Raw genomic sequence first — 26,095 nt, 5'->3', positions numbered from 1 at the left:
TGATGGTGTAGCAAAAATAGACAGGATATTCTGGTGATTGATGAGGATTACCAGAACAACGCAACGCTGGGGGTTCTGAAAGTCTGCAAGACCAGCGAAGTTTTTACCGGCTGGCAGGAGGATGAGGGCGCCACTCTTGAACCGGCATTTTCCGGCAAAGCCCAGCTACTTTGTGTATGAAGAACGGCCCATCCCTTATGCCGAATATACCATCACAGCCAATGAGGATATTTGCACTCAGGAACGGCAGACGGATGCCGATGGGAACATATCTCTCTGGTATGCCGAAGGCGATGTGGTAAGCCGTTGTCCGCACCGGTGATGGCACCAGCGACATTGCTGCCTTTGCTTCGGAGCGTACCAATTCCACCTATGCTTTCCTCCCGGCCAAACACGGTGGCGCGGTAGGTGAAGTTGCGGTGAACTTGCCGTTGGGCAGTTACCATATCGAAGAAACCGGTGCTTCTTATAGATTTTGTCGGTACCAAGCAGAGTTACGATCTGACCCTTGTCCGGGACAAGCAGACCAACGATGTGGTTCTGGCAAAGACCATTACGACCATTAATGAGCAGGTAAGGAAAATAGGAAGTAAGCTGGAACAGTTGGAGATGTTGGAAAATACTCTCATTTTCTATAGTTCGAATCATGGGGAATTGTTGGGCAGCCAAGGAGAAAAGGATAAGCAGTTGCCGTATGAAGAATCTATCGATATTCTACTGATTGCCCATTGGAAGAACAAGATTGGCACAGGCGTCTGTGAGGAATTGATAGAATTGGATGATTTACTGGTAACGATTCCCGGTCTGGTAAACGCCTCTTTTCCTAGAACTGTACACGGGAAAGGTTTGTACGGACTGTTCTTTGATGAAAAAGCAGCGAGTTACTCCGTATCGTTCACGATGGATACTTATGTGCACAGCATGGATGAGCACAAGCGAAACGAGATGGATAAAATGGATGACCTGTTCGGGATGAGCCTGGAAATCTCGGTGGAGCAACAGCCTTACCCGGTACTGTTTACTGCCACAGAAGAGGGACGCAAAGCCTTTGCGCCGGACTTTCCGAAAATACAGATTCAAGCCGGCACAATGGAAGCGGCCTTGATGGAAGCAAAAAAGCAGATCCAGAAGGCGCTAAGCCAGTTCAAATATCCGCCGATCCCCACTCGGCAGGAGAATATCGTGGTGCCGGAGAACAGCGTGCTGATCCTCCTGAAGACAGCCTGAATAAACAAAAACGGCCCTGGCCGGATGGCTGGGGCTGTTGTCCGTTATATTGTCCGTTACGATTTTCCACCGATTAGAAATGAACGGTGGAAAAGAAAAAGCGTTTTGGGGTCAAAATCTGAGAATTTTAAGACGACAACCGAAAAAAAGAAAAGAATGGTAAAATATGACATTTTACCGTTCTTTTGGCGGCTGCGGGGACAGGGATTGAACCTGCGACTTCCGGGTTATGAGGGCCGGATTCCTTTGGGCCGGCACAAAACCGCTGTAATCGGCCTTTGATTTTCGCCTGTTAGCCGCCGATTGCATCTGAAATGTAAAAATAGGGTGGACCCTATTTTACATTTTACGAAACCGTTTGCACGGACAGGGGACGGACAAGTGCCTGGCCCCAAAATTGGGAATATTGGTATTCAAAAATAGGTATAGCAATTTACCTAAGCCACATGGTATCATACTTTTAGAATCAGTTCAACAAAGCTTGCATCTTTACAACGGGGCTGAGATTTGCTATACTATATACAGTTCTTATACCATACCAAGAACTGTTATGGTTGCTACAATAAGGTAGTATACCGTAAAGCTCTGACGCCCTGCTTGCAGGGCGTCATCTTTTTTTATACGCACAATAGGAGGTTGAGACGAATGCATTGGCCTTATGGAATCGGTCTGGATATTGGTGTCGCTTCGATTGGATGGGCCACCGTTGCCTTGGATGAGAAGGCGCAGCCGTGTGGTCTGATTCGTCTTGGAAGCCGTGTGTTCAAGCGCGCAGAGCAGCCGAAGACGGGGGAAAGCCTGGCTGCACCAAGGCGAGAGGCCCGCAGTATGCGTCGTCGGTTGCGTCGCAAAGCTTTGCGCAAACAGGATTTCTATCAACTTCTGGAGAAAAATCATCTGACGGGCAAGGAAGAGCTTTCCCAGCTGTTTGCGGCAGGCGGTTTGGAGGATATTTACGCGTTGCGGACAAGAGCCTTGGATGAGGCAGTCACACCTCAGGAATTTGCGCGTATTTTGCTGCATCTGATGCAGCGTCGTGGCTTTAAAAGCAACCGTCGGGCCGATAAGTCGAAGGAAGATGGAGCACTTCTTCAAGCGGTGACACAAAATCGTTTGCGCATGCAGGAAAATGACTATAGAACTGTTGGTGAAATGCTGTATAAAGATCCGCTTTTTGCAGCGTGCAAACGCAATAAGGGAGAAAATTATCTTTCCACAGTAAGTCGGGAAGAAATTGCCAATGAAGCCCAACTGCTCTTTGCTGCACAGCGTGAGAAGGGCCAGACATGGGCAACTCCGGAGCTGGAGGCAGAGTATCTTTCTATTCTTTTGCGGCAACGTTCTTTTGATCAGGGCCCCGGCGGGAATAGCCCTTATAGGGGAGGCTGGATAGAAAAAATTGGCCCTTGCACCTTGTTACCGGACGAAAAGCGTGCCTTCAAAAACACATACAGCTTTGAGCGCTTCACCTTGCTGCAAAAGATTAATCATATCCGGGTACAGGAATCTGGGCAGACCCGGGCTCTTTCTGATGAAGAGCGTCAAAAAGTAATAGATCTGGCCTATCGTGTGGAGACTGTGCCTTATGCCCGGATTCGTAAAGAGCTGAAATGGCCACAGGAAATCCGGTTCACCGATGTACGATATGACGTAGATGCTGCACCGGAAATAGCAGAAAAAAAGTACAAGCTCCCGGTGATGAAAGGCTATCACGCGCTCCGCAAAGCCTTGGGCACACAACAGCCAGAGCTTCCCTTGTGGGATGATATTATCACGATCCTGGCATCCCATCGGGATGAAGATGTCCGGAAGAAGTTGTTGGAAGAAAAAGGTTTGACTGCAGAGCAGATAGAAGCCGTTCTTGGCCTGGATTTTTCCGGTGTCGGGCATATTTCTTTGAAGGCCTGTCAGTTGTTGGAACCATGGCTGATGCAGGGGCTTACTTATGACCAGGCGTGTGCCCAGGCCGGATTGAATTTCCATGGCCATGGAAATACGGAAAAAACATCTAAGTTGCCGGCTTCGGCCCCGGAATTGGAGGACATTACCAGTCCGGTGGTGCGCCGTGCGGTGTCTCAGACTATCAAGCTGATCAATGCTATCATCCGCGAAATGGGGCAGTCGCCTGTATGGATTCACATTGAACTGGCCCGAGAACTGAGCCGCACGTTTGAGGAACGGCGCAAAGACCAGAAATCCATGGAAGACAATGCCAAGCAGAATGAACGGCTGATGCAGGAAATCCGGGATACATTCCACAAGTTGAACCCTACGGGACAGGATTTGATCAAGTACCGTCTGTGGAAAGAGCAGGATGGGATTTGTGCCTATTCTCAGCAGAGCATTGCAGCGGAACGGCTGTTTGAACCCGGCTATGCCGAGGTAGACCACATTGTGCCATACAGCATCAGTTTTGATGATTCTCGCAGCAACAAAGTGCTGGTGATGGCAGCTGAAAACCGTCAGAAAGGAAATCGGCTGCCGTTACAGTATCTTCAGGGAGAACGGCGCGAAAAATTTATCGTGTGGACCAAGTCACAAGTCCGCAACTATCGCAAACAGAAAAATCTGCTGCGGGAAACGTTGAGTGATGAAGAACAAAACGGTTTCAAGCAGCGCAATCTGCAAGACACGCAGTATATGGCTCGCTTTCTGCTGAATTACATTCGGGATCACCTTGCTTTTGCCGATCACCCGGCTGCCGGAAAACAGAGAGTTTTGGCATTGGCGGGTGCTGTTACCAGCCATCTTCGCAAACGTTGGGGCCTGACCAAAGTCCGGGCGGACGGTGATCTTCATCATGCCTTGGATGCGGCTGTCATTGCCTGTGCTACCCAGGGGATGGTACAGCAGATTTCCGGTTACTACCATCGCATTGAGGGCCAATATCAGCAGTCGCCGGATGGCACCTATTCCGTGCATACCCGTACCGGAGAGCGTTTCCCGGCTCCGTGGCCGCATTTCCGGGACGAACTGATTCAGCGCCTGAGCCAGGAACCACAGCAAAATCTGATGCAGTGGAATCCGGTGTTTTATTCCAATTTTGATGTGGAATCGATCCGGCCTGTTTTTGTGTCCCGTATGCCGCAGCATAAGGTGACAGGGGCAGCCCACAAGGAAACCATCAAAAGCCCGAAAGCCCTGCAGGATGGCTTCCTGATCGTCAAACATCCGTTGACGGATTTGAAACTGAATAAAAAGACCGGCGAGATTGAGGGATACTACCAGCCGTCAAGCGATAAGCTGTTGTATGAGGCCCTTCGCGCCCGGCTATTGGAATTTGACGGGGACGGTAAGAAAGCTTTCACCGAACCATTTTACAAGCCCAAGGCGGATGGTACGCCGGGACCGCTGGTGCGCAAGGTCAAGCTGTGCGAAAAGGCCAGTCTGTGTGTGCCGGTCCATGGCGGAAATGGTGCAGCCGATAACGACAGTATGGTGCGTGTGGATGTGTTTTTTGTACCGGGGGACGGGTATTACATGGTTCCCATTTACGTGTCTGATACAAAGAAGAAAGAACTGCCTAACCGGGCTGTGGTGGCGGCAAAAAAATATGCAGTGTGGAAGGTAATGGAAAATAAGAATTTTATTTTCTCACTGTATCCGGATGATTTGATTGCAGTGGAACATAAAAAGGAACTTGCATTCGCAGTTATGAATAAAGACAGCACTCTGCCGGCTAAATGGGAAACAAAAAGTACGCTGTGTTATTATACGGGTATGAATATTTCTACTGGTGCAATAGGTGTATGCAATCATGATAATTCCTATTTCATTGGAGGACTTGGTGTTAAAACACTGACCAGTTTGAAAAAATATGAAGTAGATATCCTGGGTAATGTGAGAGAGGTGAAAAAAGAACAGCGTCAATCTTTTCGATAAGGCGGTGATCGTATGGCTTACCGGAACGTGATAATCACCACACCTTGCCGGATCAGCTGCCAGCGGGAGCAGTTGGTGATTCAAGGAGAAACAAACGCTAGCTTTCCCTTGGAAGATTTACTCTCTCTCCTGATTGAAAGCCGCCAATGTACCGTAACGACAGCAGCCCTTTCTGCATTGGCGAAAAATGGGACAATCGTTTTTCTATGCGATGAAAAGCATATTCCTTGCTCCATTACTCTTCCGCTGGCGCAGCATAGCCGACAGCTGGAGGTGACAAGAGTACAATTTGCCTGGACACAGTCTGAACGGAACCGCTGGTGGCAGCAGCTTGTCAAGGCAAAAATACAAAATCAGGCAGAGTGTCTGGCTTTATGCGGCATCTGTGACGTTGCCGCCGTTTTACACAGCCAGGCTGTGGCAGTCAGCAGGGGAGATAAAGAAAATCGGGAAGCTACGGCAGCGGCACTTTATTTCCCATCCTTATTTGGCAAAGGATTTACCCGCAATGAAGATATGGACGGACGCAACGCAGCGCTTAACTATGGATATGCCATTCTGCGCGGTTGTATGGCGCGATGTCTGGCGGTGTATGGGTTCATTCCGTGGCTGGGGCTGCATCACAGCAGTACATTAAATGCCTGGAATCTGGCGGATGATATGATGGAACCATATCGTCCGGTGGTCGATTTGTTTGTGGCATCACAGATAAGGGAGGAGGCAGCATTGGATACCATATTGAAAAGTTGTCTGTTCAACTTATTGAATATGGACATCCTTTCCGGAAAACAGCGGTACAGTGTTGCCCACGCCATGGAACGGCAGGTACAGAGCCTGCGCAGTGGCAGTAAAGAACTGTGCCTTCCCTGTTTGGTGCCATTGCAGCAACACAGGTATGAATAGATTCATGAGATTGGTTGTTCTCTTTGATCTGCCCGTCAAAACAAAAAAGCAGCGGCATGATGCCACCGCCTTCCGGAATTTTTTGTTGAAAGATGGGTACCATATGTTGCAGTATTCGGTATATGTCCGCATCTGTAACGGAGCCGATGCCGTACAAAAACATCGGGTCCGTTTGTACGATCATCTGCCGGATAATGGGGCTGTCCGCCTTTTGGTCATTACAGAAAAACAGTATGCTTCCATCGAAATTTTGCTTGGCCATTTGTCTGAGGCAGACCAGTCTTTTGAAAGCCAACAGCTGACAATTCTGTGATTTATAGCAACATGAAAAAGCGCTTCAGCGTGATGCTGAAGCGCTTTTTTGACAGTCTATTATACCATACCAAGAACTGTCAGGGAGCTACAACAAAGTTTTTTCCAGGTGTTTGACTCGGCTTATTATACCATACCAAGAACTGTCAGGGAGCTACAACTATGGGGCTGTCCACCAGGTCGATCAGCAAATTATACCATACCAAGAACTGTCAGGGAGCTACAACAAACGTTCGGGCCATACTGAAAGGAGTTAAATTATACCATACCAAGAACTGTCAGGGAGCTACAACTCGAGAACTTCAAATTCAAACCCATTGAAAATTATACCATACCAAGAACTGTCAGGGAGCTACAACCGGCCCTATGATGCACCCCTGCAGCGTTTGATTATACCATACCAAGAACTGTCAGGGAGCTACAACTATGGGCCTGTAGTATGCTCTCTCAGGGAAATTATACCATACCAAGAACTGTCAGGGAGCTACAACAGAACCATCGGATTTACGCCAGCTGCTGCAAATTATACCATACCAAGAACTGTCAGGGAGCTACAACCATCCTGTTGCCGGTCGTGACCCTTTGGGCGATTATACCATACCAAGAACTGTCAGGGAGCTACAACGCTCAGACAGTTTCATTGTGTTGCTCCTCTATTATACCATACCAAGAACTGTCAGGGAGCTACAACAGTGGTGGAATTGGCAGACACATCCGCCTCAATTATACCATACCAAGAATTGTCATCAAACTACATTTACACAATAAAATTCGGCCTATTCTGTATACATATCAGCTATTTGACTGACGTGTTTCTTCATCTGCTGCACAACATTGTCCGGTGCCGCAATTTTGAAGCCATGCGTAAAATGACAGCACCAAGCAAAAAACGTGGGACTGATGTCAACTTCCACAGGAACTAGGTACCAACCATCTGGCTCCGGATTCTTCGGGACAACCGGGCCAAAGGCATCCGTAACAGCATCAATCCATTTTGGAATAATCCGAAGTGTAACACGGGTTGGCTGCCCGGTATACATTGAAAATACTCTCTTTTGGTATTGATCTTTGCTGAAACGGCGGCCAATACCGGTTAAAGCGCGGGGCAACGGGGATATTTCCAGTTTTTGCATTCTGTCTACACGGTAGCTTACCAGTGAAGAAGGATGATCCTTTGATTCTCCAACCAGATAGTAAAATCCATCGTTGAAAACGGTACCCACCGGACTTACCAGATACCGCTTGGGGAAGCCGTCTTCCTCCTGTCGGAGCTGCCGATTGCGCAGATACAAGAAGGATACCTGGTGGTCTGTTTGTATGGCCTGGTGCAGTTGGTCGGTGTAGCGAAAAATGTTTTCGTTGCTTGATTTCTGAACGCTGTATACCCGATGCTTGTGTTCCAAAACTTCTGCACAGTGCCGCCCGGCCAAAAGCGACAACTTATCCACAAGCTGGTGGGTTTTCTTTTCGGTAATGCAGGTGGCAGAGCGGACGGCATCCGCCAAAATCTGAAGCTCTGCTATATCAAAATCACGCCCCAACAGACAGTACATGTTTTTTGGATACTGGAATTCTTTTTGAATATCGTATCCTCCCTCAACCAAGGCTTTCAGGGCTGTGCGAACAGTGCGCGTATCACAAGGATACCCACGCATGGTAAGCAGTTCCCGCAACTCCGCCAGGGAAAGGGGATGTTCCTCATCACTTTCCTCACGTAAAATCTCATATAGTTTTAGAGCCAAAATTCGCTGGAAATTTTCCTTGCTCATAAGGGACACCTCCGCATCCGCTTCTTAATAACACCATACCATACATGACATATATATGCTATACATGTTTTTGCAGATATGCAGATACAAAGCAAAACAGCCGTATCGCTCTGATACGGCTGTTTTGCCTTTTTATAATAATTTTCCGTAATCCCGTCTGCCATAAAAAATCCGATGGACAATCACTGTCTGCTTTTCTTCATATACCCGATACACAACCACATATTTTTTCCGTACGGTCAGTGTCCGATATCCTTTCCGGGCCAGCAAATCGTCCCGGGATTGCGGGGCAGAATAGGGGAACTCTCGCAGGTTGGAAATAGAGGTTTCCACTTCCTGCATCAGTTCTTTGGCGGCCTTTTCGGCATCCAGTTCGTAGGAAATATAGCGGAATAGTTCATCTAGGTCACGGGCAGCATGGCGGGTAAAGCGCAGGGCATACGGCTGATCAATACTCATATTTGGCCCTCATCGCAGAAAAGACATCATCAGCATCGGTCAGATCACCGCGGGCCACATCGCCTTCTGCTTCCAGAAGTTTTGCATAGATTTCTTCTCGAGCACAGCGGCGCTCAAATTCCTCGTTGCTCATAATCACCAAATCCTGATAACCGTTTTTGGTAATAAAGATGGGTTCGGATGTAGCATGGCACAGACGGGAAATGGCATTGGTATCGCGTAAGTCGCGCATAGGTCTGATTTCAGGCATAGTAATCACCTCAATGTAAGCGTAGCATAATTGTGCTGCAATGTCAATTTTTCTTCTACAAAACGTTAAAGTTCGTGTGCAAAATGTGCCTGGATGTGATATAGCAATTTTGTGCTCCGCCGGGCTGCTTTGTACACAGATTGGTGGTAATACCTATGCTCTATTATGACGTTGACCCCGATGATTGCCAGGATTTGCCGAGAGTTCTGTAGCCGGAAGAAGTTGCCGAGTTTTTATGTGTCCACAAAAATACGGTATACAAATTGATCAAACAGGGCCTTCTTCCCGCTTTTCGTGTGGGAAAGTCCTGGCGAATTTATCGCAAGGATCTTCCGAAACTGAGTACAAGCTTTTGATTATGAAGACCGCCCCTTGAACTATTTGTGTTCAAGGGGCGGTCTTATCTTATAATCCCAATAACCAATCTACTGAAACATTCAAAACCTTTGAAAAGACCGGCAATTCATAGCACGGAACGAATCTGGTTCCAATCTCAATCAGCCTGATGTCATCTCACTCAATAATAATTCACTCTACCACAAGCGAAGGTCAAACCATGCGACCGGATACCCTGACCAATTGGTTTCACGCATTCATCATAAAGACGGACTTGCCGCCCATACACCTGCATAGTTTGCGCCATACAAATGCAACGCTGCAGATTGCCAATGGCGTTCCGCTTACCACCGTGGCCAGCAATCTGGGTCATGCAGATTCTGCCACTACCACAAAGATCTACGCCCATGCGATCCAAAGCGCAGCAGCGGCTTCGGCAGAGATGATGGATCATTTGTTGAATCCGGTACATCAAACAGATTAAAAGGGAGATAAAACATAAAAAGGGAAGCGCAGACTTTTGGCTGCGCTTCCCTTTTTATAACATTGGATAAAAAACATTTAAGATGGCAGGAGTTCACTGCAGATTTTCCCTAGAAATGTCCCAATAACATCGAGTAGCTCTTGTTTGTTCTTCTGGTGAACAAGCTCCTCAAGGCTCATATCAAGTCGAATTCCTTGATTATGTGCAAAGTTTAGCAAAAATCTTTCATATGCTTGCTTAGCCTGTGTTTGACGAATATCCATGTGATGCTTTCTACATAATCTTTTATATGCAAAGAAGATATCTCTGTAGGTTTCCATGTTTGCGAGAGCTAAATACGCTTTATAAGTGTACGAAAAATAGTCATCAAACGAGGAAGGCGTTACGGAAACGTAACATGTGCTTTCTTGAAATTTACGTGCTACTCGCCTTGATTTTTTATCATCCGAAGTTAATAACTTGCCTACGCCTATTAAGCCAATGTCAGCGTCAGAAAGGTGGAAAGAATATTTGAAATTTTGACGCAAAAAAGTTCAAATATAGAGTTGAAACAAATTAGCATATGTGATGCGGGCAACTCGAAATCTGGCGGAAAATAGTGATAGATATCTGAATCAATATGGATTGTGGGAATAGGTGTTTTCCATACATCTTCCAAATACTGAAAAACTGAAGTATCAGATGCTAAATTATCCGGAATCAATTTGGTGATTTTAAATATTCTTCTATGATTTCGGTATTCTATCAAAGAAAAGAAAGTGACTTCAAGTGCAGTATCATCTTGAAAACATCTTATCCACGGATAAAAATAATAGACGCGTTCTATTACATTTTCTTTTAAACTATTCTCGTAAGCTTTTGATGTTGCATCAAGATAATTTTGCGTGAGCATGGAAGCCCTATGAATGGAATTGATAACAGAAAGAGTTTTTTTAAGATGCTGTGTCGCAACAAAGTCAATTAAACATGAAATTTTTAGACGCTCAAGCAAAACATCACTGGGTCTATCTTTGTGTAATGTGCTAGCTTCTAGGATGTAAGCAACCTTATCAAATGAAAATTTCCAAGAAGGAGGCATTGTGTATGAGAGACTGATGTATTTGTTCAGAGCGGTGTCTAAGCCGTTATAGTCAAAATCTTCCATAAACTTATCCTTGCGATTTTTCGATCTAGTAACTTTCCGCCTAAAAGATAGAAATGCCGATAAAAAGATTATAAGGCTGAAAAGTTAGTTGATGAATAATAAATAACGATATTATTTTATCATGTTAATGTGGTTAATGCAATTTACAGATATGATATCTAACCATCAGTGTAGGGGCTAAAACGCTGCAACGGACCACCCACGGACAAACCCGCATTTTTCTCCAGAAGCAAAAAGAGAAGAACGTTGAAACTTTGCGTTTCAACGCTCTTTTTGTGAAATGGGTTAACAAAAAAGATATTTGTGGATATAGTAAGTTGCGACCGCGCTCCTGGAAAAGCAGCAGAACGGCCGGCAACCGTCACGGCTGAAATGAACGGGCTTACACCCGGCCTTGACCGCCGCCCTCCGTCCCGCGGAACGGGCAGACAGGACGGCCGGTCCCTCAGAGCGCTTGGCTGCACTCATAGAGAAACATTTCGCACCGGTCATTGACTGCGGGTTCTTTCCGGTAACCGGAATAGACGGATATGTTCTTGAAGCCGCACGCCCGCAGATATTCGTCCATCTCCCCGTATCGGTACAGATGTGTCTGAAAATCCATGGTTTCACTTTGCAGCAATTCCGATCCGTGACGGAGTTCGTAAACGGAAGGGGAAAACTGCGTCTGGCTTTTTTCGTCGTAGTGGTTTTTCCCTTTCAGGATCAAGTCGTATCCCTCTTTTGTTTTCACCGAAACGTTTACTTTGTAGTCACTGTCCTCTTCACATCGGTCAAAAACGGTATCAACTGCAAACACAAATTTCCCGCCGGGAGCCAGCATTTCTTTCATCTTCCGCAAAATTCCCTGGCACATCCGCATGTCCGTAAACAGTGAGATGGAGCCGGAGGGAATAAAAATATAATCAAACTGTTCCTGTACGGCATAGTTGATGATGTCCGCCCGGATCACTTTTGCGTCCGGTGCTTTCTGCTTTAATTTCGCCAGCATTTCTCCTGACAAATCCATTCCGCTGATGTCAAAGCCGCGCTTTAAAAACGGAACCAAAAACCGTCCGCTGCCGCACAGGGGTTCCAGGATTTTCTTTCCCTTTTCTGCATAGGAAAGATAAAAGTCCAATTCGCCCTGCGGCGCCTGTTCATGTAAGATTTCGTACATTTCCGTACACAAGCTGCCATAATAGTTTTGTTTTAATTCACTCATGCGATTCCTCCGGAATACTGATAGGGACAGTGCCTATATTATCCTGCGCGGATATAAGATTTTCACCATTCACACCTGCAAACTCCGATTTAACATCCTGTATTTACCTGCGGGCTGCGGATCACTGCTTGCGGAAACAGCGGAGCCGCTCGGGGATAGATTCCGTTTCCGGCGGGCTCTTTTATCCTTTCATCTTTTTCAAACCGCTCAGATAATGGCCGTTCATCATATCCACAAGGCCCGCCATAACGGCGGGCGTCATTGCGCCGCCGGACAGCATGGCAAGCTGACGGAGCGGCATGTCCTCCAGCATCGCGTCAATCATTTTGGTGATGTCGTCTGCGCCGCCGCCGCTGAACTGCTTGGCCATATTCTTCTTGATGACCTTATAAAACATCCGTCCCGCAAAGCTCACCTGCACTTCACCCAGTGTGGAATTTGCCGTGAAGGGGCGCAGCGGTCTCTCTTCCGGAACGGGATGCCCGAGCAGTACTTCAAACTGCTCCTTGGGCACAGGCCATACTGCGGCAGGGTTGCAGTACGCGGGAACTTCGGCATTGAGAGCCGTGTTCGGCTCGGCGCCGCGGACGGTGACCTTCTCCGTCCGTTCGATGCAGCGGCTGGAAAAGGCGGCTTCCACGGTGTACTCACCGCTGTCCACACGCCAGTTTCCGGAAGCCGTGTCAAAGTAGGCAAACGCCCGGCTGTCGAGAGGCATGGTTACGATCTTGCTCTCTCCGGGAGCAAGATCCACTTTTGCAAACGCGCGCAGCTCCCGCACCGGACGGAACATTCCGTCGGCCGGAGGCGCAACATAGATCTGTACCACGGTCTTGCCTGCAAGATCCCCTGTATTCGTGACGGTCACACTGACGTCGAGACGCTCTCCTTCGCTGATTTCGGCGGCGGAGAGATGCAGGACGGAGAATGCGAACGTCGTGTAGCTCAGGCCGTGGCCGAACGGGTACGCGACCTCTTTGCCGGCCTTGTCGTAATAGCGGTAACCGACATAGATGCTCTCGCGGTACTCGACATTGCCCTTGCTGCCGAAGAATCCGTAGCAGGGCGTATCTTCCAGACGCAGCGGCCAGGTCTCCGCCAGCTTGCCGCAGGGATTGGCTTCTCCGAACAGCAGATCCGCCGCCGCGCTGCCCACATTCTGTCCGCCGAGATACAGAAGAAGGATGCTGTCCGCCTGTTCCCGCCACGGCAAAATGACCGCAGAGCCTGTGCTGAGAACTGCCACAACGGGCGTTCCGGTTTTTACCAGAGCCGCCATGAGCAGGTTCTGGTTCTCAGGCAGATTCATATGCGCACGGTCAAACCCCTCGCTCTCAAAGCTGTCGGGCAGACCGAGCATCACAACGGCTACGTCGGCACCTTTCGCCGTTTCAACTGCTTCGGTCACCAGCGCGTCATCGGGCTGCCCCTCGGCGACAAAGCCCTGCGCGTAGGAATAGGCGATATTCCGCTTGTCCAGCGCATCGCACAGGCTTGTGATCACCGTCGGATTGATTTTGCTGGAACCCGCGCCCTGGTACCGGGGATTCTTTGCAAAATCGCCGATCACGGCCAGTCTGGCGCCCGCTTTCAGCGGCAGCGCCGAACCCTTGCGGAGCAGCACCGCGCTTTCGCGGGCAATCTGCCGCGCCAGTTCGTTGTGTGCCTCCCTGTCGTATGCGTCCGCAGCATTCTCTGCCACTCTCAGCGCCAGTTCGACCATCCGGGCTGCACAGACGTCCACCTGCTCTTCCGACAGTGCTCCGTCCCGCACCGCCTGCACGATCCGGGCGTCATTTCCGCTGCACGGGCCGGGCATTTCAAGATCCAGACCGGCTTTGACGGCTTCCACACGGTCGTTCATCGCACCCCAGTCCGTCATAATGGCGCCGGCAAAGCCCCATTCGCCCCGGGGAACGTCAGTCATCAGCCGCTTGTTGTCGGAAGCATACGTGCCGTTGATTTTGTTGTAGGAGCACATCAGCGTCCACGGCTGTGCCTTTTTGACGGCTGTCTCAAATCCCTTCAGATAGATTTCCCGGAGCGCGCGCTCGTCCACGATGGAATCCGAAGAGACGCGCGCTTTTTCCTGGTTGTTGGCCAGATAGTGCTTCATGCTGGTGCCGACGTTCCGGCTTTGGATGCCCTGGATCAGTCCCGCGGCGATTTCGCCGGTGAGAAGCGGGTCCTCGGAAAAGTATTCGAAATTCCGTCCGCACAAAGGGCTGCGCTTGATATTGGCCGCGGGGCCGAGAATGATGCCCACATTTTCCGCACGGCATTCTTCTCCGAGCGCGGAACCCATCCGCTCCATGAGGGCGGGGTCAAAGCTGCATGCCGTTGCGGCCGCTGTGGGGAAACACGTCGCCGGCACAGAAGCATTCAGGCCCAGATGATCCGATTCCCCCGCCTGTTTGCGCAGGCCGTGCGGGCCGTCTGTGACCATGAACGAAGCGATGCCCAGCCGCTCCACCGCCTTGGTCTCCCAGAAATTTTTGCCGGAGCACAGCGACGCCTTCTCCTCCAGCGTCATCTGCGATACGAGATTCTTTGCCTTTTGTGAGATTGCCGATGCCATGAATTTCCCTTCCTTTCGCACATTGGTTCTGTTCTCATCATAACAGATGAAAGCTGCAAAAGATTACAGATTTGACAGGCTCATTTCAGAATATTTGGTTCATTGCCGCAATTGGATTCTGGTCCGCCTCCGGTAAGCCATGGGCGTCTCTCCGGCAATTTTCTTGAATACCGTCTGAAAGTGGCTCTGGGAGGAAAAATCCAGCAGCGCTGCGATCTGTCCGAGGTCCTGATCCGTAAATTGAAGCAAACGTTTTGCCTCGCCGATTTTTTCTTTCTGGATGAACTGCGTCAGGGAGATTCCCGCTTCCTGCTTGAACCGGCTGCACAGATATGTCCGGTTATATCCCAGCTTGGCCGCCATGTCCTCGGCGCGGATCGTGGCGAAAAGATTCTCCGACACAAATTGTGCGCACCGGCGGTAGAACTGGCTTCCGCCTCCTTCCGGGCGCAGCAGCTTCTCCACCCGTTCGGCAAAATCGAGCATCATATCCTGAATCAGGCGTTCCACGCTGAACACATCCCGCAGCAGCTCCAGCCGCTGGATGTACAGATCGGACATGCTGAACGCCTCCTGGGGGTCAAGGCCTCCCCGAATGGCGGCCCTTGCCAAGCCGGTCGCCGTGCAGATTCCCATATTCTTCATCTGACGCAGCCCGTCATGCGCGATCCGTCCCGCCTGGATGTTGGGCGGCGCGCTGAAGACTTCCCGAAGCATCTGCGGCTGACCGTTTTCCACATAAGACAGCACCAGCTGCTCCCACGCATAGCTCTGTGCCACCGTCTGGCGCACATCCTCATCGTCGGAGTCATCCAGCTGCTGCCGGGTATAACCGGACTGGATCGCCCCGCGGCTGCTCTCCGGACGAATCTGGAACCATACATTCTCCACAGGGAAAGGCTTTCCCCGCAGCGCCGTCATGAGTGAGGTCAGAAGCCACGCAAACCGGTCCGCATGAATGAGAGGCGCGCTGCGCAGAAGCCGCAGATAGTTTTCCCGCGCCTCCTGCGCGACGTTCAGCCGGGCGAGCAGAAGTTCCGTCTCCCTGCTGTTTTCCTGCATCATTCGGGTCGGCCCCAGGATCAGCCGCTGTGCTCCGGGAAGCGTCAGGAATCCGTAAAACTGAAACAGCCCGGTGGTGATGATTCCCGCTTCCGCCTCGCTTGAAAAGATTTCGCTCAAATACGGGATTGCAGGATCGGGCTGCATATTGCTGACGGCATAATAGAAAAGGCAAGTCTCCTTTTCGTACAATCGAACCCCGGTGCTGTAGGCCTTCGCCAGGCTGCGGCACAGTTCGATGCTGGTTTCCCTGTCCATGAAATCACCTGCTTTTCTGTAATCAATCTAACATTTCTGAAATACTTTGTCAATTTGACATGTTATCCTAATGACAACAGGTTGAAAGTTGGGAGGTTTTACAATGGGTCGCAGATACGACGCAGCCTTATTGGACAAAATCAGGCAGGGTCAGCAGGAGACGATGTACAAAGGCGTTAGAGTTCTTGTCAAGCCGATCCCCGAGGGAGGAGACGACGGCGAAGTGGACCCGCGGCTCTTCAAATCCATGCGGCTGCTCCCGCTGATCCTTCCCTTTCTGCCAAGGCCCAAGAAGAATGCTACCGTGGAAGAGCAGATTGCCGGGCCGCGGAAGATGTTCGGTGAATACAAGGGCGATTTCGTCGTGACCGAGGGCATAGACACCCGGCATATCACCGTAAAAAGTGCTGATGGTTATGATGTGCCGGTCCGGATTTACAAGCGCAGCCGGGCAGGGGAAGAGCTTCCCGTGCTGGTGTATTATCACGGCGGCGGATTTTTCGGCGGCGGCCCGGATATTGTGGAGCAGATGTGCAAAGTTCTGGTGCGCGATCTGGACTGTGTTGTGCTGAATGTGGATTATCGTCTGTGTCCCGCGGCGCACTATCCGCAGCCGCTGGACGATTGCTGGGCCGCAACAAAATGGGCGTACGACCATCGGACGGAATTGGGCGCGGCTGAGAAAAAAATTGCCGTCAGCGGAGACAGTGCCGGCGGCAATCTGGCGGCAGCCATCACCCTGCGCGATCGGGATGAGGGCACCGGTATGGTGGGGATGCAGGCCCTGATTTACCCGGCGGTGAACATTTCCGGAAAGCACACAGAGTTCTACCACGGCACCAACCCTGCGGATTACCATACAACGAGGCGCAGCAAGAAACCGGTGGAGGCTATGTACCGGATGATGGGGATGCTCACCGGAAGCGGGGGCAATATGCTCGAGAACGTGTATTTGCAGGGCTATCTCGAGCCGGAGCACCGCTATGCCTCACCCATTCTGGACGATTTTCACGAGATTCCTCCTACGCTGCTTGCGTTTGGGGAACATGATTTTCTCGCCTTTGAGAATTTTGCATACGCCCGTCACGCCGTCAAGGCCGGTGTCCCCATCCGGACAATCGTCTATCGCGGTCTTGGCCATGGCTTTGCCGACCAGATCGGCGTCATGCCGCAGGCGGAGGATCTGATGGCAGAGATTGCCGCCATGATGAAGGAGGTCCTCTGATGCGCAGCGGGAACCTTTTTCCGCAAAAACGGCTGTTTTTAGGAACTGCAAGTCTTCTCCTTGTCATGATGGCGGCCGGTTCCGTCTGGGATTACTCCATCTCACAGGCGGCCTACAATCCGGACAGTCCCTTTGGCTTGTTTTTCGCGGCCTTCGGTGAGTATCCCGCGGCGCTGGGATTTGCTGCGGCCGGCTCCATGCTGCTGTCCGCACGGAACCGGGAAAAGCATCTGACGGGCGTACTTCAGATTATCGCCGGGTGCTGGTTTATCTTCTCGGGCGCCGCCATGGCGTCGATTCTTCCGACGAACTATCTGCATATCCCCGCCGGACTGTCTGGCGGCATCGGACTGGTCTGCACCGTCTTGACGGTGTGGGGAACACTGCGCTTGTGCAGGACTTCTGACCGCCGCACCGTGATCCGGATCGCCGCTGTATTCCTGCTTGTGATTTTCGCGGACATTCTCGTGGTAAACCTCATCAAAATCCCCTGGGGCCGCGCGAGAATGCGCCTTGTGGCTTCAGACAGCCGGGCGTACTTCATGCCGTGGTGGCAGGCAGGAACGGGACTGCGTGATACGCTGGTCGCCGCAGGCGTTGCCGCGGATGAGTTCAAGAGTTTTCCCTCCGGCCATACCGCCAATGCGTCTAGTCTGATGCTGCTGTGTCTTCTGCCGAGGCTCTCCCCAAAACTGGCGGATAAGCAAAATTTCCTGTTTTTCATCGCGTTGGCCTGGACCGTCCTTGTGGCTGTTTCCCGAATTGTCATGGGGGCCCACTACCTGACCGACACGACGGTGGGCTTTGCGGTGGGACTGGCCGTATTTCTCGGCATCTCCGCCGCGATACTGCCGCGTCATAAAACAGTCTGAGCGGCCGTCGGATGTCCTCTTCTGAAGCAAAACACCCTCTTGGCACAGGAGATGTTCCTGCGTCAAGGGAGTGTTTCACTTTCGATTTGCGGCCTTTGCCGCGGAACGGTTCAAGATGGCACAGTCCGTACTTTCCAGAAAGATAAAATTCCAAACCGCAGTCACTTCAAAATACAGGAAAATCGGTCAATCGACTGTTTCAACACGAACCCTTTGAATTTGCGATTCGTAATCATTGTATGATTTTTATATTTTAGAAAAGTCGTCATACACTGGTTTAATGAGTCCCTGTTCTTTACCATTTGACGACCTTTCTCTCCTTTGTTATTATTGGTGTATCTTAAAAAATCGGCAAGGATCCGTTTCGCTTCGTAGGAGAACAGCGGGCACCAAAACAAAAGGGCAGGGGATAATGAAGCATAGATATCACGGTTCGCTATGAAGAAATCAAAGACTATAGCAGAACCGAGGAAATTGCCAGAGAAGCTTTTTGGAATTAGTACTTTCCCGGCGCGGCAGAGCATGTGTTGATTGCGTGTCTAAATAAGAAGGCTTTACAAGCTCTTTTCACAAAGAAAAAGAGCGACTGAGATGAACTGGGAGGAAACCATTGAACGACACAAAGTGGAATGAACTATTTGCGGTGTTCTATCAGAATGAGTGTGACGGAAATATTCCGCTGGTTCGTTGGCGTACAAAAGATTTAGAAACCGGGTTTATCAGTGATTGGGATGGGACTTGGACTCATTTCGGATGTGAGCCGAGAAGTTGGAAGAACATCGGTTGTTTGCAGATTGAGCTGACTGAGCAAAATCGGGAGTTTGTTTTACAAGAACTCAGAAGAATCCATGTCCCTGGAACAATTTCCGATGGGATAGCGACAATATATGGGTACAGACAGGATGTGGATTATTTTTGATTTCTTTATTTGCTGGAAAGCGGTTTAGTCATAGGACAGCCGGTTCATCTTGATTGTGCAACACTTCGTGAAAGCATCTATCGAAGAGAATCCAGTCGTAATCCATCGCATCAAAAAACCAGATCAAGAACGATAAAACGAAAACGGCAGACCTTTTCATGGATCTGCCGTTTTTTGATTCTTTATCCGGCCCCGAGTTTTTCTCAAAGATATGCCTTAAAAGTGATTTTCGGCATCCTAAACAAAAATACCGCTGTTTTTTCTACGATAGAATTTTGGGGGAAAAGCAGAAAATTCTGTTCTTCGATAGAGAAAAAATGATTTTGGGGACGATTTTTGAAAAGTTCATAAATTGTTTACAATTTGAGAGGCCCAAAAATGAGAAAAAGCAGCCCACATTGATCTGAAACAGGGTCAAAAACCGGTAGTCGGTAGTTCAAGTCTGTACCAAAGGCCGAAAAGGGCGAAATATATCTTTTTAAATCGCACCTGATTTTGGGCACGAAAAAAGCCCGCAAACGGCTTGTTTGCGGGCTTTTTCGGCCTTATATCTTTTTTGTTAAGGCAACATGGCATGAACTAACAGAATAGATATATTTGGCAATTCTTGGAAAACCGGCCTTTTTGGAGTAATCAACTGTTGCCAGGCATCCTCCGACCAGATCCTCTGCCAAAATACCTATTCTTTGCACTTAAATTATAGCATGTACAAGGAGAAAACACAACACTTTTACTTCGAGTTATCGTTCTCCACGAGCCCTTTTTTTGCTGGGCTGCTGACTCTGCTTCCACTTCCCTTGGAAGAGTTCTTCGGTAGTACATTCTTCAGGGTAATAGAAGTTTTTTCGCACCCAACCGTTTTCTTGGTAGACTTCCGTAATGATACGATCGGACAGAACCTCAATAATGATATCCTCTCCGATTGATGTTTTCCCAAGGAGCGGTACAGGGTACTGCTCGTGATTCTTACACAATTCACGCATCGAGGCCCAATCGCCCGAATCAAAGACCACTTGCTTCAGCACTTCATCCGATATTCGCAATCATCCTTTCCCATCTATGATGTTCTTCATTCAGCAAGATGTAAAGCACATCGGAGGGTCGGGAACTCCGTCTGTGATTATTTCCTTGGCCATCTCAAGTACAATCTTTTCCTTGAGATAACTGAATTGGCACTCGCCGTCTTCGCTTATGTTACGTTCCAGCAGTTCCTCGATTTCTTTCAGGAGTTGCCGCAGGGTTTCCGCTTGATTCATTTTGTTTTTCACCTTCTTTTCAAGTGCCGGCAACAATGAAGTCATATAAGGCTCCTGGTTCTTTTAGACACTATTCTTTTGTTCCATCGTCAGTCCAGACTTTATAGTCTGGAGAGGCATCATATAGCCACCAGTCGATGTAATCATACTGGTCGTTGACAGCCTCTTTCAAAACTAGAAGGAGCGCAGTCAGGTATCGGTTCTTACATCCAAATACAAAGTGACCGTCACCTACAGATTCGAGCGCCGCGCCGACCTTCTCGTCGATCTCCCGTTGCTCCATAATCTGGCCCAACGCCGCACAAAAGGTCTCTTTGGTAATCATAGTATATGAATATGAGATCACGGCAGTAGTGACCGGATACTAGTCAGAAGAAGGCGGTGGAGCACTCGTACTAATCATGGAAGAACAGTTGTCAGGACAGAGAGTGGAGATACATTGCGCACAGATACCCTGACTGCCTGGGGTGTTGCCGTTCTCAGCAGATCTGAGATGAAAAGATCTATAAAAACGGTAACTTTTACAGCTTGAATATGGTATTATTATCAGCATAGAAATGTGTTTTCAGAGGAGTGAGAGGATGGACAAGCTATATAAAACAGTGCTCGCAACGGTGACAGCTGCTTCGGTACTCGTCTGCAGCGCCTGTGCGGGCGCTCCGGCAGCAGATCAGGTCCAGGACCCGGATGCCGGAAAAACATTGCCGGAGATGACAGAGAAGATTACCATACCTGCCTCGATATTTAAGTTTGCCAATACAGATATCGAGGACAACATGGAGGCTTTTGAAGATTACTGTACCGATGTAAGGCGTGACGGGGATGATCTAATTCTGGAAGTGACGCCGACGCAGAAAGAAGAACTTATAGAGATGTACGCCGGGTCCATTGACGATGTGCTGGAAGATATGGAGAAAGACGAACAGGGCTATTATGTAGAGGTGGATACCGATCACAGCCGTTTCATATATCATATCGACGAGAATATCGACGGTATTCTACAGGCAAAGATGCTGTTGACGATCACGACATCGGATGTCCTGACCGGAATCATGGAAACAGGGGATCCAAGCTGGAGTGTCAGCGCAAAGATCGTGAACTGCCATACGGGGCTGACTGTCGGTGAAGGCACATTTCCGGACGGGAGCATCACCTTCGGGCCCGACGAATGGAAGGCCAGCTATGACGGCGGCGCATGGCTTGGTGCCAGACAGGAAGAGGTTATGGACATGACAGGCCTTACCGGGCCTTATGAGGAACTGACCGATACACAGAAAGGGGTCGTTACATCTGTCGTGCAGATGCTGGACTGGATCGAAGGGAAATATGAGCAGCAGTTTCATTATATATCCTACGCGCCGGGAGACGCCGTCGAGCAGGAACACCTAAAGGTGTATCCGGAACAGGGCGGTGAATCGGATGTTGTGACAGTGTACCGCACATATGAAAACGGCATGTACCGGTATGAAGACGATTACGGGGCGATCCTGATGCGCCCCGCCTATGAAGAGCAGGTACGCGCATTTGCAGAGCAGTATCTGCCTTCCGAAGGGATAAAGATATACACGGAGATAAAGAACGGCGGCAGCGGCGCGGCAGAAGAAGAAGCGATACTGAACGAGGTTTCCGCCGTGACGTATATTTTTATGGACGACGCCCTGTGTTCAGAACAGTACGAGGCGTTTCTGGAGGCTGTGCCGGACTGGCTGACGGAGAACTGTCAGGGCGTGCCGGCCGGGATCTATCTGCGCATGGCAGAGTCTGAAGCGTGGAAACAGATTGGCAGATCTGATTATGAGGATAAGCTCCGGGAAGATATCTATACCGAAGAGGCGGAGTGCGCGATATCCGGGAGCGGGAAAGTGACCGTATATTAGCTGAAAGGAAGAGAATTTATGAGGAAGGTATTACTGCTTATCGTATGCTGCGCCCTTGTATGCAGTTTGAGCGGATGCATCGTTTTCAGGCGGGGATCATCCAATGCATATCGTTCTGATAAAGAATTGGCGGATGAAATGATAGAAAACATTATCGGGTGCGCAGAGAAGGAAGATGCAAAAGCGCTGACGGGATTATTTTCGCAGTATGCCGGGGACAGTACGCTAAACTTAACGGAACAGGCGGAAGAATTCATAGAGTTTTTTCAGGGCGAATGTAAAAGCTGGAAAGGAAATGCAAGTTCCCATGAAAAAAGTGAACACGGAAAAATAACATGGCGGGAATTGAGAGGGCACTATTCGGTTATTACAGATGAAGCACAATATGAAATCGCATATATTTATATTCCTTTTTACAGAGAAGAACCGGATAAAGAAGGGCTTACTGCGATAGAGATCACTACGGAAGAAACTTTTAACAAGGATGAATTTCTCTGGAGTCTGGATCAGAAACCGGGTATCTATGTGACAGAAACCGGGGAAGAGACGTATTCGGAACAGAGGCTGATCACTCCGGAAGAACTGATCCGGGCGGCAGGACTTACAAAAGAACAGTACAGCAAAGTTGATCTGGAACAGTTTATTGAGGATTTTGACATCACGACAGAAGATGTGGATACGCTCAACATACCTTTGCTCCTGGAAGAATACGAACCGGAACGCAAATTCGGCATGTATGATGTAAGTTATCTCATTGAAGACGGCATAGAAGAACGCACATCTGATTTTACAGAAAATGTATATGCTGTAGCTTTTATGGAAAATAAGAATACAAGTACAGAATGTGTATATTATGATCTGCCGGACAGAAAAAGGTATCAAACGTCGGACGCGTATCTCTTTGATGACCTCTACCAGATACAGGGCGGATATTATGCGGACGGACAGCAGATCATTGAGGCGTTAGACAAGTATGGTGTTTTTGGCTGGGAATCCGGAACGGGTGAAGAGGAAATTACAGATCCCCAGCATATGGTGCTGGCTGTATTATATGATGACGGAACGGTCTTCCGTGTAGAAGCGTCCGGCTTGTTGTCGCAGGCGCTGCCGGACGAATACGATGAAGTGAAAGAAATGCTTCTGTCAGGAGAATACAGCGGAAGTTAAAAAAGAGTTTTGTTTCAAAGGGGGACGCTATGGATAGAGTGTTTGAAGATGAATTTATGGATGCGCAGTCACGGATTATTTCACTATGTGTCGAATTTGCGGGGAATAGGACTGATAAAGTTTATGCCTATGGCTCTATCGAAGAAAGCAGTATTTCGTTCAATGCATTTTTCAAGATTGATGGTCAGATAAAAACAACAAATAATATAGCTGCCGATCCGGACGCGATATGGGATTTTCTGGATCTTGGGGAAGCGGATCTTGAGAAGATAAGACAAATATGCATACATTACGAAAAACCTGTCCCCACGGAATTAAGAATGATTTATGACTGTAAAAGCGGTAAAATAGACACGGAATATAAGTATGAAAGTATCTGTTCCGCAAAGACGGGGACAGATTCAAGCGAGATTTTTATGAAGTGGTTAGATGAGGTTCGCCAAAGCACATGGAAGAGATAAAACAGCATTGTGAAAAAGTCATACAGATACTCCGTTCCGATTATAGTACGCAGTTACAGTATTCGGGAATAATCAAAAAAATATACGACGTTATGCTGCAGATCATATCCTGCGATAATGTTAATGAACTCCCGGATATCCACTGGAACAGCCTAGCGCGGTGTTTTGCTGACGAAACGACGGATTATCAAAGTCCTATACTCTTTGAGATAGATAAAATTGCGAAGCTGTCAGAGGGAAAATAATGAAACAGTTGAGAAAAACAGAATGGCGGAGAGGATACCCCATAAAGAAAAACCTTGCCCTGTGTGCATGGGGAGTGCTGGCGCTCGCAGGCTTCGCCGGGATACTGGCGCGTCCGGAGAATATTCCGTCGCTGGCAGCGTGTGTTCTTGCATTGGCGGGCGCAGTCCTTTCGCTGCCGCGCCTGCTTGGATATTACAGAACTACATATCAGTGTCTGCCCGCTTTGAACCGGCGGCTTACAAAAAAAAGAGCAGGAGGAGCTGCTCGAATGTGAAAATTTTGAGACGATCACCGAGTTAAAGTCAGGATCGCTGCGGCGGACAGATTTTGCTGAAAGTGCCTGCTGGCTCCGGATCAATGGAAGATATATCCCGAAAGAACTTGTGATCTTACAGAAAGATATTTGCAGGAAACGGACGATAAAGTTATTGAGCAAGATTGAGTGATTTTAGGAGTGAGATTTATGAGGATTACAGACATTTTTGATGCGGTAAGAGACGCAACTTATTCGGACTTCCGGAAGTTTTATACAGGTGATCCGAATCTATTCCATAAGTATACAGGATTAAGTTTGTTTCAGTTACTGTTTGTCAATGACCACAACACAGACGAAAAAATAAAGATGATTCGATTTTTAATATCTGAGGGGGCGGATGTTAACTTTAAAAGTCCAAAAGATCAAAGAAATGCACTGCATATATTTTACTTTTCGGTTATGAGGCCCGATCCACAGTACATATTAAAAGTAACTCAGCTGCTGGTTGAGGCTGGGGTGAACATAAACGCCAAAGACAAATATGGGGCAATTCCACTTAATTATGCGATTACTGTTGTAAAGCTGCCGACAGAGACGGCTATGCCGGTATATCAATATTTAATAGATCACGGTTCAAATATCTATGAAAAAGACAATTTTGGGAAAGCATGCATTGATTATGCAAAGGAATTTTCATGGAGAAATGATCTTGTAAGTCTAATGGAAGGAACCGAATCATGAGCAAAGTGAGAAGAAAAATAACAAAATATGAGATCATTCTCTGTGTTCTTGTACTGGCGGTCATAGTTGCCGGTCTGCTTCTGCCTAAGACAGGAGAGCTGGTGTTACTGGATGAATTCTGCAATATATCCGTCATATGGATCGTGTGCATCTATGTGGTCGTGCGGGTCATACATAACTGGAAAACAGGGGAAAAAAGTAACAAAACAGCAGGAGTGATCATCGCGGTTTTCTGTGCGGCAGTCTGCATGTGGTTTACGAAGGATTTTGCCGCTGATCTGGCGTCGGGTACGAAGACGGTCACGCTGACAGATATAGAAGTAAGTGAAACACAAGCGCATACCAGCATTTTTTCGCATCATTATTATCTGATGGGGACGGATTCTCAGGGATTAAGGACCCGTGTGGAAATATCAGCAGATGACTATACGATGATGAGCCAGACAGGAAATGGAACTGCGGTTCTTGTGTATTATGAGCATACCGGACGGGCTGTGTCGGCACGCTGAGAGGAAGTTATTGCTACGACAGCATAAGGGAAGTGGTACGCAGGGTTAATCGAAACACCGGGATAGTGATCTTGAACAAAACGACCATATATACAAAGTCCAGACATGTCTCGGTGGAAACCCTTATGACGGGCTATGAAAAGATGGAGTCCTATATAACGGAAAATGTTGCTCCGGAAAAAATCATTATGAAGGAAAGATAATCATTAGCGCCATACCTGCTGCACAGGGCTGTTTTCAGGTCCGTACAAAAAGGCCCTTTATCACAACAAAACCGAACAAACTGCCTGCAAGGGACAGCCGGGAAAAACGGCTGTCTTTTTTCTATGCCCACGAACGGAAAAAGAGCCGATACTGCGGCAGGACATGGGACAGATAAGCACATATCTGTAATTTCCCGGTGCAAAATGCCCATCCTATACAATAAATCTATAAAACCGTATAGGAGGCAGGAATATGAATGAAAGGCTGCGTCAAGTATTGTTCGCAAAAAGGGTTCCTGTAAAACAAGAAGTCAAGCCGCCGGTTGCAGTATGGCTTGAACAGACTGTTCGCTGAGGTACGCTCTGGAGGCGGACCAGTCTTCCGCATATTCCATGAGGTAAGTGGAAACCAGTCTGGTGTAGGCATCTGCACTGGGAAATATTCCTACCACACTGGAACGGCGACGGATCTCCCGATTCAGCCGTTCCAACACG

The 26,095-nt window shown here is 48.7% G+C and carries 28 protein-coding genes, 1 pseudogene and 1 CRISPR repeat array; of the genes and pseudogenes, 17 read left to right on the top strand and 12 right to left on the bottom strand.

Going from position 1 to position 26,095, the window contains the following annotated elements; genetic code table 11:
- The first annotated feature begins 33 nt into the window (after nucleotides 1–33).
- From H6B15_RS08955 to cas2, 5 genes are all read left to right on the top strand, one after another.
- Nucleotides 34–180, top strand: a complete 147-nt coding sequence (locus tag H6B15_RS08955) for a hypothetical protein (protein ID WP_204647647.1) — start codon at nucleotides 34–36, stop codon at nucleotides 178–180.
- 354 nt (nucleotides 181–534) lie between these two features.
- Nucleotides 535–1,227, top strand: coding sequence for a sulfatase-like hydrolase/transferase (locus H6B15_RS08950; RefSeq protein WP_204647646.1), 693 nt, complete (start codon nucleotides 535–537; stop codon nucleotides 1,225–1,227).
- A 645-nt stretch (nucleotides 1,228–1,872) separates the two neighbouring features.
- The gene (gene cas9, locus H6B15_RS08945) at nucleotides 1,873–5,109 is read left to right on the top strand and encodes a type II CRISPR RNA-guided endonuclease Cas9 (RefSeq protein WP_204647645.1); all 3,237 of its coding nucleotides are present in this window, start codon (nucleotides 1,873–1,875) and stop codon (nucleotides 5,107–5,109) included.
- Between the two features lie 12 nt (nucleotides 5,110–5,121).
- Entirely contained in the window at nucleotides 5,122–6,012 is an 891-nt protein-coding gene (gene cas1 / locus H6B15_RS08940) for a type II CRISPR-associated endonuclease Cas1 (protein ID WP_204647644.1), read from the top strand.
- Between the two features lie 4 nt (nucleotides 6,013–6,016).
- Nucleotides 6,017–6,325 carry a CRISPR-associated endonuclease Cas2 gene (gene cas2 / locus H6B15_RS08935; RefSeq protein WP_243424351.1) on the top strand — a complete coding sequence of 103 codons (309 nt, stop codon included), beginning with the start codon at nucleotides 6,017–6,019 and terminating at the stop codon, nucleotides 6,323–6,325.
- A gap of 58 nt (nucleotides 6,326–6,383) precedes the next feature.
- A CRISPR array of direct repeats spans nucleotides 6,384–7,082; the repeat unit is 36 nt; unit sequence ATTATACCATACCAAGAACTGTCAGGGAGCTACAAC.
- 18 nt (nucleotides 7,083–7,100) lie between these two features.
- On the opposite strand, the gene H6B15_RS08930 is transcribed toward cas2, so the two are convergent.
- The 3 genes from H6B15_RS08930 to H6B15_RS08920 form a co-directional block, all read right to left on the bottom strand.
- Entirely contained in the window at nucleotides 7,101–8,093 is a 993-nt protein-coding gene (locus H6B15_RS08930; protein ID WP_204647642.1) for a helix-turn-helix transcriptional regulator, read from the bottom strand.
- 132 nt (nucleotides 8,094–8,225) lie between these two features.
- Complete coding sequence (locus H6B15_RS08925) at nucleotides 8,226–8,552, bottom strand: type II toxin-antitoxin system RelE/ParE family toxin (RefSeq protein ID WP_204647641.1); 327 nt, start codon at nucleotides 8,550–8,552, stop codon at nucleotides 8,226–8,228.
- A complete protein-coding gene (locus H6B15_RS08920) occupies nucleotides 8,542–8,802 on the bottom strand; it encodes a type II toxin-antitoxin system Phd/YefM family antitoxin (RefSeq protein ID WP_204647640.1) in 261 nt (86 codons plus the stop codon). The genes H6B15_RS08925 and H6B15_RS08920 overlap by 11 nt, the downstream gene beginning before the upstream one ends.
- Nucleotides 8,803–9,026: 224 nt before the next feature.
- Here H6B15_RS08920 and H6B15_RS15690 point away from each other — a divergent pair.
- A pseudogene (locus H6B15_RS15690) lies at nucleotides 9,027–9,158 on the top strand (helix-turn-helix domain-containing protein); the annotation flags it as partial.
- A gap of 149 nt (nucleotides 9,159–9,307) precedes the next feature.
- Nucleotides 9,308–9,622, top strand: coding sequence for a tyrosine-type recombinase/integrase (locus H6B15_RS08910; protein WP_204647639.1), 315 nt, complete (start codon nucleotides 9,308–9,310; stop codon nucleotides 9,620–9,622).
- Nucleotides 9,623–9,699: 77 nt separating this feature from the next.
- On the opposite strand, the gene H6B15_RS08905 is transcribed toward H6B15_RS08910, so the two are convergent.
- The 5 genes from H6B15_RS08905 to H6B15_RS08885 form a co-directional block, all read right to left on the bottom strand.
- Nucleotides 9,700–9,942 carry a hypothetical protein gene (locus H6B15_RS08905; protein ID WP_204647638.1) on the bottom strand — a complete coding sequence of 81 codons (243 nt, stop codon included), beginning with the start codon at nucleotides 9,940–9,942 and terminating at the stop codon, nucleotides 9,700–9,702.
- A gap of 152 nt (nucleotides 9,943–10,094) precedes the next feature.
- A complete protein-coding gene (locus H6B15_RS08900) occupies nucleotides 10,095–10,766 on the bottom strand; it encodes a hypothetical protein (RefSeq protein ID WP_204647637.1) in 672 nt (223 codons plus the stop codon).
- Between the two features lie 445 nt (nucleotides 10,767–11,211).
- Nucleotides 11,212–11,970 carry a class I SAM-dependent methyltransferase gene (locus tag H6B15_RS08895; RefSeq protein WP_204647636.1) on the bottom strand — a complete coding sequence of 253 codons (759 nt, stop codon included), beginning with the start codon at nucleotides 11,968–11,970 and terminating at the stop codon, nucleotides 11,212–11,214.
- Nucleotides 11,971–12,151: 181 nt separating this feature from the next.
- Nucleotides 12,152–14,548 (bottom strand): glycoside hydrolase family 3 C-terminal domain-containing protein, encoded by a 2,397-nt coding sequence (locus H6B15_RS08890; protein WP_204647635.1) that lies wholly within the window; start codon nucleotides 14,546–14,548, stop codon nucleotides 12,152–12,154.
- A 99-nt stretch (nucleotides 14,549–14,647) separates the two neighbouring features.
- Nucleotides 14,648–15,868, bottom strand: a complete 1,221-nt coding sequence (locus H6B15_RS08885; protein ID WP_204647634.1) for a helix-turn-helix domain-containing protein — start codon at nucleotides 15,866–15,868, stop codon at nucleotides 14,648–14,650.
- A gap of 103 nt (nucleotides 15,869–15,971) precedes the next feature.
- On the opposite strand from H6B15_RS08885, the gene H6B15_RS08880 reads away from it, so the two are divergent.
- The 4 genes from H6B15_RS08880 (at nucleotide 15,972) to H6B15_RS08865 (ending at nucleotide 19,291) form a co-directional block, all read left to right on the top strand.
- Nucleotides 15,972–17,093 (top strand): alpha/beta hydrolase, encoded by a 1,122-nt coding sequence (locus tag H6B15_RS08880; protein WP_204647633.1) that lies wholly within the window; start codon nucleotides 15,972–15,974, stop codon nucleotides 17,091–17,093.
- The gene (locus tag H6B15_RS08875) at nucleotides 17,093–17,965 is read left to right on the top strand and encodes a phosphatase PAP2 family protein (protein WP_204647632.1); all 873 of its coding nucleotides are present in this window, start codon (nucleotides 17,093–17,095) and stop codon (nucleotides 17,963–17,965) included. The genes H6B15_RS08880 and H6B15_RS08875 overlap by 1 nt, the downstream gene beginning before the upstream one ends.
- Nucleotides 17,966–18,575: 610 nt before the next feature.
- Nucleotides 18,576–18,884, top strand: coding sequence for a DUF6678 family protein (locus tag H6B15_RS08870; protein ID WP_204647631.1), 309 nt, complete (start codon nucleotides 18,576–18,578; stop codon nucleotides 18,882–18,884).
- 158 nt (nucleotides 18,885–19,042) lie between these two features.
- Nucleotides 19,043–19,291: a hypothetical protein gene (locus tag H6B15_RS08865; protein ID WP_204647630.1), complete on the top strand. Its 249-nt coding sequence runs from the start codon at nucleotides 19,043–19,045 to the stop codon at nucleotides 19,289–19,291.
- 333 nt (nucleotides 19,292–19,624) lie between these two features.
- Here H6B15_RS08865 and H6B15_RS08860 read toward each other — a convergent pair whose 3' ends face one another.
- Genes H6B15_RS08860 through H6B15_RS08850 form a run of 3 tightly spaced genes read right to left on the bottom strand, consistent with a single transcriptional unit; the run spans nucleotide 19,625 to nucleotide 20,465 of the window.
- A complete protein-coding gene (locus tag H6B15_RS08860; protein ID WP_204647629.1) occupies nucleotides 19,625–19,909 on the bottom strand; it encodes a hypothetical protein in 285 nt (94 codons plus the stop codon).
- A 48-nt stretch (nucleotides 19,910–19,957) separates the two neighbouring features.
- A complete protein-coding gene (locus tag H6B15_RS08855; protein ID WP_204647628.1) occupies nucleotides 19,958–20,185 on the bottom strand; it encodes a hypothetical protein in 228 nt (75 codons plus the stop codon).
- A 25-nt stretch (nucleotides 20,186–20,210) separates the two neighbouring features.
- On the bottom strand, nucleotides 20,211–20,465 hold the full coding sequence (locus H6B15_RS08850; protein WP_204647627.1) for a hypothetical protein: 255 nt from the start codon (nucleotides 20,463–20,465) through the stop codon (nucleotides 20,211–20,213).
- Nucleotides 20,466–20,721: 256 nt separating this feature from the next.
- Between H6B15_RS08850 and H6B15_RS08845 the strand changes: the two genes are divergently transcribed.
- The 6 genes from H6B15_RS08845 (at nucleotide 20,722) to H6B15_RS08820 (ending at nucleotide 25,397) form a co-directional block, all read left to right on the top strand.
- Entirely contained in the window at nucleotides 20,722–22,017 is a 1,296-nt protein-coding gene (locus tag H6B15_RS08845; protein WP_204647626.1) for a hypothetical protein, read from the top strand.
- Between the two features lie 18 nt (nucleotides 22,018–22,035).
- Nucleotides 22,036–23,184 (top strand): DUF5104 domain-containing protein, encoded by a 1,149-nt coding sequence (locus tag H6B15_RS08840; RefSeq protein WP_087308268.1) that lies wholly within the window; start codon nucleotides 22,036–22,038, stop codon nucleotides 23,182–23,184.
- Between the two features lie 29 nt (nucleotides 23,185–23,213).
- Nucleotides 23,214–23,645 carry a hypothetical protein gene (locus tag H6B15_RS08835; protein ID WP_087308269.1) on the top strand — a complete coding sequence of 144 codons (432 nt, stop codon included), beginning with the start codon at nucleotides 23,214–23,216 and terminating at the stop codon, nucleotides 23,643–23,645.
- 244 nt (nucleotides 23,646–23,889) lie between these two features.
- Nucleotides 23,890–24,165, top strand: coding sequence for a hypothetical protein (locus tag H6B15_RS08830; protein WP_204647625.1), 276 nt, complete (start codon nucleotides 23,890–23,892; stop codon nucleotides 24,163–24,165).
- 189 nt (nucleotides 24,166–24,354) lie between these two features.
- Nucleotides 24,355–24,888 (top strand): hypothetical protein, encoded by a 534-nt coding sequence (locus H6B15_RS08825; protein WP_087183219.1) that lies wholly within the window; start codon nucleotides 24,355–24,357, stop codon nucleotides 24,886–24,888.
- The gene (locus H6B15_RS08820) at nucleotides 24,885–25,397 is read left to right on the top strand and encodes a hypothetical protein (protein ID WP_070087484.1); all 513 of its coding nucleotides are present in this window, start codon (nucleotides 24,885–24,887) and stop codon (nucleotides 25,395–25,397) included. Before H6B15_RS08825 ends, H6B15_RS08820 begins: the two co-directional genes overlap by 4 nt.
- 514 nt (nucleotides 25,398–25,911) lie before the next feature.
- On the opposite strand, the gene H6B15_RS08815 is transcribed toward H6B15_RS08820, so the two are convergent.
- The coding region (locus H6B15_RS08815) for a transposase (RefSeq protein ID WP_204647624.1) at nucleotides 25,912–26,095 on the bottom strand (184 nt) is incomplete at its 5' end.

Source organism: Gemmiger formicilis (genome assembly GCF_016900095.1).
GTDB lineage: Bacteria > Bacillota > Clostridia > Oscillospirales > Ruminococcaceae > Gemmiger > Gemmiger formicilis_A.
This window is presented reverse-complemented; position numbering and strand designations above follow the sequence as displayed.

Excerpts from the sequence above, each read along its gene's own strand:
- cas9 (WP_204647645.1), top strand. The coding sequence starts at position 1,873 with ATGCATTGGCCTTATGGAATCGGTCTGGATATTGGTGTCGCTTCGATT.
- cas1 (WP_204647644.1), top strand. The coding sequence starts at position 5,122 with ATGGCTTACCGGAACGTGATAATCACCACACCTTGCCGGATCAGCTGC.
- cas2 (WP_243424351.1), top strand. The coding sequence starts at position 6,017 with ATGAGATTGGTTGTTCTCTTTGATCTGCCCGTCAAAACAAAAAAGCAG.
- H6B15_RS08930 (WP_204647642.1), bottom strand. The coding sequence starts at position 8,093 with ATGAGCAAGGAAAATTTCCAGCGAATTTTGGCTCTAAAACTATATGAG.
- H6B15_RS08925 (WP_204647641.1), bottom strand. The coding sequence starts at position 8,552 with ATGAGTATTGATCAGCCGTATGCCCTGCGCTTTACCCGCCATGCTGCC.
- H6B15_RS08920 (WP_204647640.1), bottom strand. The coding sequence starts at position 8,802 with ATGCCTGAAATCAGACCTATGCGCGACTTACGCGATACCAATGCCATT.
- H6B15_RS08910 (WP_204647639.1), top strand. The coding sequence starts at position 9,308 with ATGTCATCTCACTCAATAATAATTCACTCTACCACAAGCGAAGGTCAA.
- H6B15_RS08905 (WP_204647638.1), bottom strand. The coding sequence starts at position 9,942 with ATGGAAACCTACAGAGATATCTTCTTTGCATATAAAAGATTATGTAGA.
- H6B15_RS08900 (WP_204647637.1), bottom strand. The coding sequence starts at position 10,766 with ATGGAAGATTTTGACTATAACGGCTTAGACACCGCTCTGAACAAATAC.
- H6B15_RS08895 (WP_204647636.1), bottom strand. The coding sequence starts at position 11,970 with ATGAGTGAATTAAAACAAAACTATTATGGCAGCTTGTGTACGGAAATG.
- H6B15_RS08890 (WP_204647635.1), bottom strand. The coding sequence starts at position 14,548 with ATGGCATCGGCAATCTCACAAAAGGCAAAGAATCTCGTATCGCAGATG.
- H6B15_RS08885 (WP_204647634.1), bottom strand. The coding sequence starts at position 15,868 with ATGGACAGGGAAACCAGCATCGAACTGTGCCGCAGCCTGGCGAAGGCC.
- H6B15_RS08880 (WP_204647633.1), top strand. The coding sequence starts at position 15,972 with ATGGGTCGCAGATACGACGCAGCCTTATTGGACAAAATCAGGCAGGGT.
- H6B15_RS08875 (WP_204647632.1), top strand. The coding sequence starts at position 17,093 with ATGCGCAGCGGGAACCTTTTTCCGCAAAAACGGCTGTTTTTAGGAACT.
- H6B15_RS08865 (WP_204647630.1), top strand. The coding sequence starts at position 19,043 with ATGGATCTGCCGTTTTTTGATTCTTTATCCGGCCCCGAGTTTTTCTCA.
- H6B15_RS08855 (WP_204647628.1), bottom strand. The coding sequence starts at position 20,185 with ATGACTTCATTGTTGCCGGCACTTGAAAAGAAGGTGAAAAACAAAATG.
- H6B15_RS08850 (WP_204647627.1), bottom strand. The coding sequence starts at position 20,465 with ATGATTACCAAAGAGACCTTTTGTGCGGCGTTGGGCCAGATTATGGAG.
- H6B15_RS08845 (WP_204647626.1), top strand. The coding sequence starts at position 20,722 with ATGGACAAGCTATATAAAACAGTGCTCGCAACGGTGACAGCTGCTTCG.
- H6B15_RS08840 (WP_087308268.1), top strand. The coding sequence starts at position 22,036 with ATGAGGAAGGTATTACTGCTTATCGTATGCTGCGCCCTTGTATGCAGT.
- H6B15_RS08835 (WP_087308269.1), top strand. The coding sequence starts at position 23,214 with ATGGATAGAGTGTTTGAAGATGAATTTATGGATGCGCAGTCACGGATT.
- H6B15_RS08830 (WP_204647625.1), top strand. The coding sequence starts at position 23,890 with ATGAAACAGTTGAGAAAAACAGAATGGCGGAGAGGATACCCCATAAAG.
- H6B15_RS08825 (WP_087183219.1), top strand. The coding sequence starts at position 24,355 with ATGAGGATTACAGACATTTTTGATGCGGTAAGAGACGCAACTTATTCG.
- H6B15_RS08820 (WP_070087484.1), top strand. The coding sequence starts at position 24,885 with ATGAGCAAAGTGAGAAGAAAAATAACAAAATATGAGATCATTCTCTGT.